The sequence below is a fragment of the Comamonas koreensis genome (assembly GCF_021026195.1).
Classification (GTDB): Bacteria; Pseudomonadota; Gammaproteobacteria; order Burkholderiales; family Burkholderiaceae_C; genus Comamonas; species Comamonas koreensis.
In genome coordinates, this window is the sequence record NZ_JAJNCT010000006.1 from 24,989 (window position 1) to 36,279 (window position 11,291).

12 protein-coding genes are annotated in these 11,291 nt (G+C 63.8%); 6 read left to right on the forward strand and 6 right to left on the reverse strand.

Going from position 1 to position 11,291, the window contains the following annotated elements:
• Nucleotides 1-49 precede the first annotated feature (49 nt).
• Nucleotides 50-967 carry a LysR family transcriptional regulator gene (locus tag LPW39_RS06885; protein WP_230772924.1) on the reverse strand — a complete coding sequence of 306 codons (918 nt, stop codon included), beginning with the start codon at nt 965-967 and terminating at the stop codon, nt 50-52.
• A 135-nt stretch (nt 968-1,102) separates the two neighbouring features.
• Here LPW39_RS06885 and LPW39_RS06890 point away from each other — a divergent pair, with 135 nt between their 5' ends.
• Both LPW39_RS06890 and LPW39_RS06895 read left to right on the forward strand, forming a co-directional pair.
• Nucleotides 1,103-1,852, forward strand: coding sequence for an SDR family oxidoreductase (locus LPW39_RS06890; protein WP_230772925.1), 750 nt, complete (start codon nt 1,103-1,105; stop codon nt 1,850-1,852).
• Nucleotides 1,853-1,984: 132 nt separating this feature from the next.
• Nucleotides 1,985-2,476, forward strand: coding sequence for a hypothetical protein (locus LPW39_RS06895; protein WP_230772926.1), 492 nt, complete (start codon nt 1,985-1,987; stop codon nt 2,474-2,476).
• A gap of 62 nt (nt 2,477-2,538) precedes the next feature.
• Here the strand turns inward: LPW39_RS06895 and LPW39_RS23505 are convergent, their stop codons facing one another.
• Nucleotides 2,539-2,661 carry an ASCH domain-containing protein gene (locus tag LPW39_RS23505; protein WP_230772927.1) on the reverse strand — a complete coding sequence of 41 codons (123 nt, stop codon included), beginning with the start codon at nt 2,659-2,661 and terminating at the stop codon, nt 2,539-2,541.
• Nucleotides 2,609-3,055, reverse strand: coding sequence for an ASCH domain-containing protein (locus LPW39_RS23510; RefSeq protein ID WP_330166593.1), 447 nt, complete (start codon nt 3,053-3,055; stop codon nt 2,609-2,611). The genes LPW39_RS23505 and LPW39_RS23510 overlap by 53 nt, the downstream gene beginning before the upstream one ends.
• A 367-nt stretch (nt 3,056-3,422) precedes the next feature.
• Here LPW39_RS23510 and LPW39_RS06910 point away from each other — a divergent pair, with 367 nt between their 5' ends.
• The gene (locus LPW39_RS06910) at nt 3,423-3,863 is read left to right on the forward strand and encodes a hypothetical protein (protein ID WP_230772928.1); all 441 of its coding nucleotides are present in this window, start codon (nt 3,423-3,425) and stop codon (nt 3,861-3,863) included.
• A gap of 141 nt (nt 3,864-4,004) precedes the next feature.
• Here LPW39_RS06910 and LPW39_RS06915 read toward each other — a convergent pair whose 3' ends face one another.
• From LPW39_RS06915 to LPW39_RS06925, 3 genes are all read right to left on the reverse strand, one after another.
• On the reverse strand, nt 4,005-5,597 hold the full coding sequence (locus LPW39_RS06915) for an aldehyde dehydrogenase (NADP(+)) (protein ID WP_230772929.1): 1,593 nt from the start codon (nt 5,595-5,597) through the stop codon (nt 4,005-4,007).
• A gap of 134 nt (nt 5,598-5,731) precedes the next feature.
• Complete coding sequence (locus LPW39_RS06920) at nt 5,732-7,063, reverse strand: MFS transporter (RefSeq protein WP_230772930.1); 1,332 nt, start codon at nt 7,061-7,063, stop codon at nt 5,732-5,734.
• A gap of 112 nt (nt 7,064-7,175) precedes the next feature.
• Nucleotides 7,176-8,309 (reverse strand): iron-containing alcohol dehydrogenase, encoded by a 1,134-nt coding sequence (locus LPW39_RS06925; RefSeq protein WP_230772931.1) that lies wholly within the window; start codon nt 8,307-8,309, stop codon nt 7,176-7,178.
• A gap of 104 nt (nt 8,310-8,413) precedes the next feature.
• Between LPW39_RS06925 and LPW39_RS06930 the strand changes: the two genes are divergently transcribed.
• The 3 genes from LPW39_RS06930 to LPW39_RS06940 all read left to right on the forward strand — a co-directional run bounded on the left by LPW39_RS06930 (nt 8,414) and on the right by LPW39_RS06940 (nt 11,235).
• Complete coding sequence (locus LPW39_RS06930) at nt 8,414-9,355, forward strand: LysR family transcriptional regulator (RefSeq protein ID WP_407928802.1); 942 nt, start codon at nt 8,414-8,416, stop codon at nt 9,353-9,355.
• Nucleotides 9,356-9,671: 316 nt separating this feature from the next.
• Complete coding sequence (locus LPW39_RS06935) at nt 9,672-10,277, forward strand: nucleotidyltransferase family protein (RefSeq protein ID WP_230772932.1); 606 nt, start codon at nt 9,672-9,674, stop codon at nt 10,275-10,277.
• On the forward strand, nt 10,264-11,235 hold the full coding sequence (locus LPW39_RS06940; RefSeq protein ID WP_230772933.1) for an XdhC family protein: 972 nt from the start codon (nt 10,264-10,266) through the stop codon (nt 11,233-11,235). Before LPW39_RS06935 ends, LPW39_RS06940 begins: the two co-directional genes overlap by 14 nt.
• Nucleotides 11,236-11,291 lie beyond the last annotated feature (56 nt).

Sequence of the window (11,291 nt, forward strand, 5' to 3'; positions counted from 1 at the left end):
ACTTGACCACACCGAGGCCCTCATCTTGGCGCTGTACCAACCCGCCATGTCAGTAGTTCCTATGCAGCAGCGGCGCCACCAGGCGCGGATCACGCAGCTTCTCCACCCACCACTGCAGCGCAGGCCCTGCGCGGTGCGAATGCCATCCAACAAACAGCAGATTGGGTTCGCGCGGGTCTTGTGTAGCCAGGGCTACCAGGCTGCCATCGGCCAGGTGATCGCGCACCTTCTCCAGCGGTAGCCAGCCAACGCCCAGGCCTGCGACCTGGGCAGCGATCTTGGCGCGCATGCTGGGCATGGCCAGGCGCTCCTGGTGCGTCTGCACGCCGTAGCTGCGGGCAACAGCCAGGCGCGAGGTATCGGCCACGACGACCGAGCGGTGCGCGGCGATGGCCTCCACTGACAGGGGTTGACCGTCTTTTGCCGCGCGCGCCAGCGGGTGGCGCGGCGACACGGCAAACACCCATTCCAGCTGCGCCAGCTCAAACCATTGCAAATGCGCCATCGCGGGCGGCTCGTTCGTGGCGGCCACCACCAGGTCGGCGCGCTGGTCCAGCAAGGCCTCCCAGGTGCCGCCCAGCACCTCATGGGCAATGCGCAGGCGCACGCCGCTGTTCAGCGCATCAAAGTCGGCGATCAGCGGCAGCAGCGCCTCGATGTTGGCCAGCTCATCGGTGACGATGCGCAGCTCGGACTCCCAGCCCCGTGCCACCTGCTTGACCCGCTCCGTCAGCCGCTGCGCCTGGGCGTGCAGCTGCGCGCCCTGCTCCACCAGCAGCAAGCCGGCAGGCGTGAGCGCGATGCGGTAGCCCGCACGGTCAAACAGCAGGGCATCGAGCCGCTCTTCCAGCTGGCGCGCCGCATAGGACACGGTGGATGCGGCCTTGCCCAGGCGCTCTGCCGCGCGCGACAAGCTGCCGGTGGCACGCACCGCTTCGAGTAGCTGTAAATCTTCGAGACTCAACATGTTCGATATTTTTGCACGAGTTCATCGAAATGATGGTGTCTGTAGCGCCATCCATCGTTAGATACTTCATTCATCGGCTCTACAACTGGGCTGATAAGACAGTAAGACATCAACGAAACAACTGAAGGAAATACCATGAACCGCTTTGAAGGAAAGAATATTTTGGTCACCGGTGGCAGCAGTGGCATTGGCGCTGCAGCCGCTATCGCCTTTGCCCGTGAAGGCGCCCGGGTAGCGATCACCGCCCGCGATGCCGACAGCCTGGCCCGCGTCAAGGCCGAGCTGGGCCCCAACGCGCTGGCCCTGGTCAGTGAAGCGGGTGACGTATCCGCCCAAGCCGCACTGGTGGCCGAGTTGCAAACGCAGATGGGCGTGATCGATGGCGTGTTCATCAACGCCGGCGTGGCCAAGTTCGGCCCGCTGCCGCAGATCGACGAAGCACTGTGGGACAGCAGCTTTGACACCAATGTCAAAGGCCCCTACTTCCTGATCCAACGCCTGGCAGCGCTGATGACGCGTGGCGGATCCATCGTGCTGAATGGCTCGATCAACGCCCACATCGGCATGCCCAACTCCAGCGTCTATGCCGCCAGCAAGGCCGCGCTGATCTCCTTGGCCAAGACCTTGTCGGCCGAACTGCTGCCCCAAGGCGTGCGCGTGAATGTCGTGAGTCCCGGCCCCGTCAGCACCCCGCTCTACGACAAGCTGGGCCTGGCCCCCGACCAGGCCAAGGCCATGGCCGCAGGCATCCAGACGCAGATTCCGCTGGGCCGCTTTGGCACGCCAGAAGAAATCGCCGCGACGGTGCTGCATCTGGTGTCGAAGGAGTCTGGGTTTATTGTGGGGACGGAGATTATTGCGGATGGGGGCATGAGCCAGATGTGAGTTGGGGGCAGCAGCTGCCGGCGCGATGGGCTCTTCTGAAGCCGACACCCTTCTGAAAAGACCCAAGCACGCAAAACTGTATGCATAGACAGTAAAATTTTGCCCTTGATAGTTTTCACAAAGGCCCAAAAAATGTCCGAAGAGCTCCAACAAGAAGCTGCGTCTGTCTTCGAAGACCGCCTTTGGCACCACAACGGCTGGGAGGCACGCGTCATCAAGAATGAAGACGACGATGGCTGGGCGGTTGCCATGACCCAGGACGGCCAGGCCGAGCCAAGCCTGGTGGGGCCATGGACGATGGGCCGCGACAAGAAAAATCCCAAGCCGCTTGACGTTTCTGCCTTCAACACCCTCGTCAAGACCGCCCACGAAGTCATGCGGCGGCATGAGCAGCACCTGGCGGCTCAGTTGCACAAGGACATCCAGATCCTGGTGAATGGATCGCGCGTGACCGTCTCTCTCGATATTGAGCCTGACGAGGACAATCCCTCCGCGACCCTCACCGCCACCGCAGAGGATGGCAACGAGTTGGCCAAGGTTCGCGTCAGGCCGGACCATAGCCTCAGCCGAGCGTCTGCGCAACGTTGGGCAGAAGCAGGCTATCCGCGTCCCGGCGAGGACTGAGCTTCAAGCCGCGCCAGCTCGCGCGGATGCTTGGATCGGCAACGCTTGTTTTGAGGGAAGGGTCAGCCCCTGCTGCGCCGCACTCCAGGATAGACCACGCGGAATCGCTCGCAGGCCAGCAGCATGTCTTCATCAAACGAGCGACCTGTGCTTTCGCATTCTCTGCTGAAGTACTCGACATGCACTTGACGCCAGTAGGCCAGAGAGCCATCCCCCCTCTCCCTCCGTTGCTGCAAATTCCTCAGTGACAGCGCTAAACGGCACGATATCGACTTGAACCGTCTCGATGATACACAGCGGGATGTCATTGGAGTCGGTGACCACGCTCAAGTCACCGGGCTTGGGCACACCTTTGCCAGATGACTCGTAGGACCAGACGGATCCGGCAGTGGCGCGCTTGATGCCGGACAGCACGAGCTGCCCTAGTTCATCGGCCAATGCCGGAGAGTCGCCAAAGCCGAAGGCTTCGTAGAATCTCTCCTCTGGGATCCCGCCTTGCTCCAAAGAGAATGCGGACCACATAGTCATCACGTGAGATGGGATAGCCATGGTGCTGGTTGTAGAGCGTTGCTGCCTCATGTAGACCGCAATGCCTGCGGCATGTTCTGGTCGCTGATGACGCCTGTAAGTCGCCAGGTTTGGAAAGGGGGCGACGGTGTGAACGTCGAAGTATAAGTATTCAGGCTGAGCTCGGCAGTCCTCAACTCCGAGCCATATGGCCTGCTAGCAGCGAAATACCAGGCGCTCCAACAGCTGCCCTCCGACTGCGATTCTGGATCCTCTGCAAACCCTCGCCAGATGGGGTGACCGCAGATTACGCTGAACCGCTTGGGCCCCCCTACCCCTTTGCGCCGATCCACCCTGCATTCAGGCAAAATCCAGCCAATCGAGGCAGCCTGGTATCAGGTCTGCCGGTAAGCCCACCTTGAAGAATGGAACAACACCAATGGCACTGACGAAAAAGGGCGATTTCATGTACGGGACGACGTCCGGCGACACCCAGGCCGAGCTGCGCAGCTACAGCGTTGCGAATGGCTATGAAGCCACCCGGTTTGCCTCGTCCAAATGCGATTGCGGGAGCCGGACTTTTGCGCTGCAAAGCGATGAAGAAGCCGGCGTGGCCATCCGCACCTGCAGTGACTGCGGGCAGGAACACCTGATGGGTGACAGCGCCGACTACATTGAAGAGGCTACCCCCGAGGGGCATGCCTGCGTGTGTGAGAACGAGGTGTTCGAGCTGGTGTCCGGCGTCTCCGTTTACCAGGGCACACATGATGTGCGCTGGTACTACATCGCTTGCCACTGCGTGGAATGCAATCTGGTGGGGGTCTTCGCAGACTGGAAGTGTGAAGCGGGTGATGCGGCGGCCTTCCTCGCCAAGGTATAAGCGCTCCAGGTGGTTGCGGCAGCATGCGCGCTACCGAATACAGACTCTCTAGCCCAGAAATAAAGCCAGGCGCCCCATGTACTTGGATCGCCTGGCTTGTTCCTAAAGAGAGCCTTCACAGCTCCCTACAAAACCCAACCCTCAGCCAACCGCCCCCTGGCTAGGCGCGCCATCCACCAACCGCCACAGCCCCAGCGCATTCCCATTCTGCAAAGCCTCGGGCCGCAGCGCATCGGGCAGGTCCTGGTAGCAGACCGGGCGCAGAAAGCGGTCGATCGCACTTGCTCCGACGGAGGTGTACATCGCATTGGAGGTCGCGGGGAAGGGGCCGCCGTGGACCATGGCATGGCTCACTTCCACGCCGGTGGGGAAGCCATTGACGAGGATGCGGCCGCACTTGCGCTCCAGCACCGGCAGCAGGGCGCGGGCGCTGTCGTGGTCGCCCTGCTCCAGGTGCAAGGTGGCGGTGAGCTGGCCTTCCAGGTGCTGGGCGACCTGCAGCAACTCCTCCACACTGGTGGCTTTGACGACGATGGAGGCGGGGCCAAACATCTCCGACTGCAAGGCCTCGTTCGCCAACAAGGTCTGGGCGCTGGTCACATACAGCGCGGCTTGGGCGGCGTTGGCATGGTCTGCAGTTACGCCAGCGGCCAGCTGCTCCACGCCGGCAGCGGCTTGCAGCTGCGCACGGCCGGCCTCATAGGCCTGGTGGATGCCGGCGGTCAGCATGGTTTGCGCGCCCTTGGCGCGGATAGCGGTGGCTGCCGCGCTGATGAAGGTCGTGAGCGCGGGGCTGTCGATGGCCAGCACCAGGCCGGGGTTGGTACAGAACTGCCCTGCCCCCATCGCCAGCGAATCGGCAAAGCCCTGGGCCAGGGCCTCGGGCCGCGCGGCAAGCGCCTGGGGCAGCAAGAAGACGGGGTTGATGCTGCTCATCTCCGCATAGACGGGGATGGGCTCCGCGCGGCTGTTGGCGATGCGCAAGAGCGCCAGCCCGCCTTGGCGCGAGCCGGTAAAGCCAACGGCCTTGATCTCGGGGTGGGCCACCAGGGCCTCGCCCAGCTCACGGCCTGCGCCCACCAGCAGCGAGAAAACGCCCTCGGGCATGCCTTGGCGTTGCGCGGCCTTTTGCACGGCCCGCGCCACCATCTCCGAGGTGCCCAGGTGTGCGCTATGCGCCTTCACGATCACCGGTGCGCCAGCGGCCAGAGCCGATGCGGTATCGCCACCGGCCACCGAGAATGCCAGCGGAAAATTGCTGGCACCAAACACCGCCACCGGGCCGAGCGGGATCTTGGTCAGGCGCAGATCGGCACGGGGCAGCGGCTGGCGATCAGGCTGGGCGGTGTCGATGGTGGCGCTCAAAAAATGCCCGTCACGCACGACCTGGGCAAACAGGCGCAGTTGGCCCACGGTGCGACCGCGCTCGCCCGTCAGCCGCGCGATGGGCAGGCCGCTTTCCGCATGGGCACGCTCAATCAGCGCATCGCCCAGCTGCAGGATTTCTTCGGCAATCGCTTCCAAAAAGGCAGCACGCTGCGCCAGCGGCAGATGGCGGTAAGGGTCGAAAGCGGCAGCGGCCAGGCTGGCGGCCAGCTCGACCTCGTTTTTGCCGCCCAGGCCAAACTCAGGCTCGGCGATGGGGGCGTTCAGCGTGGGGTTGAAGGCGCGTTGGCTGCCGCTGGTGCCGCGCAGGCTGCGGTAGCCAATGACCATGTCTCCAGTGATCTGCATGGAGGGTTTCCTCAAGAAGTTGCGTTTGGGGGAAAAGATGAAAGGGATGCGCGAAGCGCGCCCAGCATGGCAAGACCCACCGCAGGCCAGCAGCGCTGCGGCAGGTCCGGCCACTTAGGCAGGCATTCAGGCCATCACTCGTCCAGCGGCAGGCCGCTGCGGTCGCGGGCAACGCCGACGGCGACGATGGACACCAGCGCACAGAGCACCAGGAAGATGACCACCGGCACATAGCTGCCGCTGTAGTAGGCGATCAGCGCGGTGGCAATCAGCGGCATCGGGCCGCCCACCAGGGCTGCACCAATCTGGTAGCCCAGCGACATGCCGGTGTAGCGGATGTCCGGCGGGAAGGCCTCGGCCAACAGGGTGCCGATCATCGCGCCATAGCTGGACCAGATGATGCCCAGGCCCACACCGACGGCCAGCGCTGCTGCCCCGACGGATTTCTGGTCGAGCAGCCAGAAGTACGGGAAGATCCAGAGCATGAAGGCGATGCTGCCGCCAATGAAGACCTTCTTGCGGCCGATCTTGTCCGACAGGTGCCCGAAGAACAGCATGCAGGGGAAGGCGATCAGCGCGCAGACCAGCACGATATTAAGAATGGTCGCGCGGGCAAAGCCGTGGTCCATCATGTACGAGATGGTGAAGGTGGCGTAGAGGAAGAAGGTCGAGGTCTCCACCACCTTGGCGCCGATGGCGATCAGCACTTCGCGCCAGTGGAACTGCAGGGTCTGCTTGATCGGAATGGGCGCGCTGCTGCGGCTGGCCTGGATTTTCTTGAACGATGGCGTCTCGCCCACTGCATTGCGGATCCACATGCCCACCATCACCAGCACGATGGAGCCCACAAACGGAATGCGCCAGCCCCAGGACAGGAAGGCCTCTTCGCTCATGCTCGCGCTCAGCAGCGAGGTGATGATATTGCCCAGTGCCAGGCCAAGCACCGCACCGGTCTGTGGCACCGCGCCGTAGAAGCCGCGCTTCTTGCGGGGCGAGTACTCGACCGCCAGCAGCACGCCACCGCCCCACTCGCCGCCCAGCGCCAGGCCTTGCAGCAGGCGTAACACCGTCAGCAGGATGGGCGCCAAGATCCCAATCTGCGCGTAATTGGGCAGCAGGCCCATCAGCACGGTTGACAGGCCCATCATCGACAAGGTCATCGCCAAGGTCTTCTTGCGGCCAATGCGGTCGCCGATGTGGGAGAAGATCACGCCGCCAATCGGGCGGATCAGGAAGGCCAGCGCAAACGTGGCCAGCGACAGCATCTGGCTGACCAGCGCGTTGTCGCTGGGGAAGAACTGCTTGGCAAAAATGATGGACGACATGGTTCCGTAGAGGAAATAGTCGTACCACTCGATGGTGCTGCCCACGGCGCTGCCAATCAGCGCGCGCCTGCGTTCCGCATCCGGAACCATGGTTTCCTTGTCGGCCATCGTGGCCGTGTGATTCAGAGAGCTGCTGCCCATGTCTCCACCTCGGGTTGTTGATTTATGAATGTCTGCCTGTGCGCAAGCCTGCGGCCTGCCGGCCGTTGCGGCGGCGGGCCGGGCTTGCATCTGTTTTGTAGAAAAAGCCGGATTACATCGACTGGCGCAGCATCTCGACGTAGTCGTCTGCGCTGGCCTCACGCGGGTTGGTGCGGTGGCTGTGGTCGGCCAGCGCGCCCTTCACGATGCGCTCGAACAGGTCTTCGGTCACACCCAGCTCGGCCAGGCCCGTGGGCAGCTGCAGGGCGCGGGATTTGGTGACCAGGGCCTCTTCCACCGACATGCCATCGGGCAGGCCCATGGCCTGCGCCAGGCGCGCGATCTTGTCTTCGCGCACCACCGACTCTGCGCCCCGGTTGAAGCGGATCACCGCTGGCAGCAGGATGGCGTTGAGGGTGCCGTGGTGCAGCTTGGGGTTGATGCCGCCCAGCGAATGGCTGAGGCTGTGCACGCAGCCCAGGCCCTTCTGGAAGGCCAGCGCCCCTTGCAGCGAGGCACTCATCATGTTGGTGCGCGCCTCCACATCGGTGGGATCGCGGAAGGCCACTTTGATATGGCGCCAGGCGCGCCAGAGGCCATCGAGCGCAATGCCATCGGCCGGCGGGTTGAAGGACGGCGCCAGAAAGGTCTCGATGCAGTGCGCAATCGCATCCATGCCGGTGGCAGCCGTCAGGCCTGCAGGCAGACCCAGGGTCAGGTTGGGGTCGCAGAGGGCGACCTTCGGGATAACATGGGGCGAGAGGATGCCGACCTTGCGGCCATCGTCCAGGATGATGATGGCGCCACGCCCTACTTCGCTGCCGGTGCCCGCCGTGGTGGGCACTGCAATGATGGGCAAGGTGGCGGTGATCTTGAGCGCGCCGCCCTCGATCAGCGCAAACTGGCGCAGCGGGCCTTCATGGCGGGCCGATACCGCCACCGCCTTGGCCAGGTCAATCGACGAGCCGCCGCCCACGGCGATGATGCCGTCGCAGGCGCTGCTGTTAAGCGCTTCGACGCCAGCGCGCACTGCCGTCTCCGACGGATTGGGCGGCGTGCCGTTGAACAGGCCGAACCTGGCCGTGCCCAGCGCCTGCTTGACCTGGTCGATGATGCCAGCGGCCTCCACCCCTTTGTCGGTCACGATCAAAGGATTGGTAATACCCAGCTTCTCGCACACTTCCTTCAGTTCCGCCAGCACACCGGCGCCAAAGCGCACTTCGGTCACATAGTTGATCAGAGCCATAACGTTTTACCAGTTATATCCATTGCTATCAGAAGGCCCGAAGTCTAGGCAGCACGGCCTATTCGGTACACTGACGGCTTCCCATACCGATATAACTTTTATTCATGGCCAGCGGCATCCCCAGCCTCAATTCCGTCATGTCGCGCCTGCATGCCAAGCAGCTTCGCCTGCTCATTGCCATCGAGGAAAGCGGCTCCCTGCTTGGCGCTGCGGACAAAGTCGGCCTCACACAGCCGGGCGCCAGCAAGGCGCTGCGCGAGCTGGAGTCGACGTTGCAGGTAGACCTGTTCGAGCGCACAAACCGAGGGTTAATCCCGACGGAGGCCGGGCACTGCGCGCTGCGTTTCGCCCGCCTGATCCAGTCGGACATCAACCAGCTGCGCTTTGAGCTCGATGCCATCGCCAGCGGCGTCGGCGGCCACCTGGCCATCGGCACCATCATGGGCGCGGTACCGCTGCTGTCCGATGCGCTGTCGAACGTGCTGGCGCGCCAGCCGCATATGTCGGTGGAGATCATCGAGGACACCAGCGAGACCTTGCTGGGCATGATCGAGCGCGGCCAGATCCATGCGGCGATCTGCCGCTCGTCCGTCAGCCGCACGCCCGAGGTCTATGACTCGCTGTTCATCAAGCAGGAGTCGCTGTCGGTGATTGCCAGCGTTCGCCACCCTGCGATGGGCGCCAAGGCCGTGCAACTGCAGGATCTGCAGGACAGCCGCTGGCTGGTGTACCGCGCCCGCATGCCCATGCGCCGCCTGCTGGAGCGCGAGTTCCACGAGGCGGGACTGCACTTCCCCTCGCACCTGATCGAAACCACCTCGGCGCTGGCCACCGTCACCATGCTCGGCCGCAACAACGACCTGGTGGCCCTGGTCTCCGACGACATCGCGAACTACTTCTCGCGCAATGGCCTGGTCGGCATCATCGATCTGACCCTGCAATCGCGCAGCGAGCCCTATGAGCTGGTGCTGCGCAAGGGCGCGCCGCGCAGCGCTGCGCTGGGGCTGTTGGTGGATGCGCTGTGCGGCGGCACGCCAGCGATGTGAAGAACGGAGCGCATGCGGGCTGAACAAGGCTGCCAAGCGACCACGCCACTGTCCATCTGGTCTGACAGACACTGCCTCGGTTCGGGACATCGCCGGCTGATGGGCACTTAATACACTTATTAGCTTCACTAATGAGTTCCTGCGATCGCTTCCATCAGAATCGAGCAGGAGAACCACCTGGGGCGCAGCATGGATCGCGCCCTTCCCACGAAAGACTTGTCTGTGCTCCAGCCACCATTCAACGCCCAGCCCCACACCGGCTGGCAGCCGGTCTGCCTGCCGCCTGGGCCATTCAGCTATGCCGAGGTCTAGCCCGATGTTGCAAGCTTTCAGCCCTAGCATCCTGGTTCTGGCTGCCGGCCACGGGCGGCGCTTTGCGCAATCGGGTGGCACAACACACAAGCTCGACGCGATGCTTGGCGACGTGACGGTGCTGGACCATGTGCTGCGTAGCGTTGTGGCTTCCGGCCTGCCCTACCACGTCGTCCGCCCTGTGGCGGATGGTTCGCCCCCCGAGAGGGATGGCATGGGCGATTCCATCGCCCGGGGCGTGGCGGCGACGGCAGACGCCGATGGCTGGCTGATCCTGCCCGGCGATCTGCCTTTGGTCCGCGCGCAAAGCCTGGTGGCGGTGGCGCAAAGCCTGGCCACGCACGCGGTGGTGGTACCGCAATGCGGCGATCACCACGGCCACCCGGTGGGCTTTGCCAGGATATGCCGTGAGGCACTGCTGAAACTGCAGGGCGACACGGGGGCCAGTGCCATTGTGCGCAGCCACAGACAAGCGGGAACGGCCCATTCCTTGCAGCTTGATGATCCCGGCATCGCCATCGATATCGACACCTGCGAGGACCTGGCGCGGGCACAAGCGCTGCTGGCCAGCGGGGACTTTGGGCAGGAGGCCAGCCTTGGAAAACGTTGATGCACGGGTGCTGCGCAGCGCGCGCGATTGGCTGGCGAGCGGACACCGGGTGATGCTCGTCACCGTCGTCAAAACCTGGGGCTCATCGCCCAGGCCCGTCGGCTCGATGATGGCGCTACGCGAAGATGGCCCCTGCGTCGGTTCGGTGTCGGGTGGCTGCATTGAGGATGATCTGGTGCACCGCTACACCAGCGCCTATGGCGCCAGCAGCATCTTGCAGTCCACGCCGGAGCTGCTGCGCTATGGCATCACCGCAGACGAGGCCCACCGCTTTGGCCTGCCCTGTGGCGGCACCTTGGAGCTGCTGCTGGAGTTTGCGCCTGCGCTGGACGTGATGATCGAGCTGGTGCAGCGCCTGGAGGCGGGGCAACTGGTGCAGCGCAAGGTCGATTGCAACACTGGCGCGGTCAGCCTGACAGATGCCTCAGCGCCGGAGGCCGTGCAATTTGATGGCACGAGCCTTTCGATCACCCTGGGGCCGCAGTACCGCATGCTGCTGATCGGCGCGGGTGCGCTGGCCGAGTATGTGGCCATGATGGCCCTGTTCAACCATTTCGAGGTAACGGTCTGCGATCCGCGCATTGAGCACCGCGAAACCTGGTCGGTGGCAGGCGCCAAGCTCAGCACCGAGATGCCGGACGATGCCGTGCGCAGTATGCAGCCGGACACGCGCACATGCATCCTGGCGCTGAGCCATGACCCTAAGTTGGATGACCTGGCGCTGCTGGAAGCACTGCACAGCCCTGCTTTCTATGTCGGCGCCATCGGATCGCGGCGCAACGCCGACAGCCGCAAGCAGCGCTTTATAGAGCACTTTGACGAGACAGAGCAGTCATTGCAGAAATTGCATTCACCAGTGGGCCTGCATATTGGCAGCAAGACCCCGGCGGAGATCGCAGTGAGCGCCATGGCCGAGGTGCTGGCGGTGAAGAACGGCATCTTGCAACACCGCTCCTAGGGACACCCAACGCGGTCGCAGCGGGCCGGTGCGCGGCCCGCTGCTCTTCGCGCTGG

Bases quoted from the DNA above. Each gene is read 5' to 3' on its own strand.
- LPW39_RS06885 (WP_230772924.1), bottom strand. From the start codon at position 967: ATGTTGAGTCTCGAAGATTTACAGCTACTCGAAGCGGTGCGTGCCACC.
- LPW39_RS06890 (WP_230772925.1), top strand. From the start codon at position 1,103: ATGAACCGCTTTGAAGGAAAGAATATTTTGGTCACCGGTGGCAGCAGT.
- LPW39_RS06895 (WP_230772926.1), top strand. From the start codon at position 1,985: ATGTCCGAAGAGCTCCAACAAGAAGCTGCGTCTGTCTTCGAAGACCGC.
- LPW39_RS23510 (WP_330166593.1), bottom strand. From the start codon at position 3,055: ATGAGGCAGCAACGCTCTACAACCAGCACCATGGCTATCCCATCTCAC.
- LPW39_RS06910 (WP_230772928.1), top strand. From the start codon at position 3,423: ATGGCACTGACGAAAAAGGGCGATTTCATGTACGGGACGACGTCCGGC.
- LPW39_RS06915 (WP_230772929.1), bottom strand. From the start codon at position 5,597: ATGCAGATCACTGGAGACATGGTCATTGGCTACCGCAGCCTGCGCGGC.
- LPW39_RS06920 (WP_230772930.1), bottom strand. From the start codon at position 7,063: ATGGGCAGCAGCTCTCTGAATCACACGGCCACGATGGCCGACAAGGAA.
- LPW39_RS06925 (WP_230772931.1), bottom strand. From the start codon at position 8,309: ATGGCTCTGATCAACTATGTGACCGAAGTGCGCTTTGGCGCCGGTGTG.
- LPW39_RS06930 (WP_407928802.1), top strand. From the start codon at position 8,414: ATGGCCAGCGGCATCCCCAGCCTCAATTCCGTCATGTCGCGCCTGCAT.
- LPW39_RS06935 (WP_230772932.1), top strand. From the start codon at position 9,672: ATGTTGCAAGCTTTCAGCCCTAGCATCCTGGTTCTGGCTGCCGGCCAC.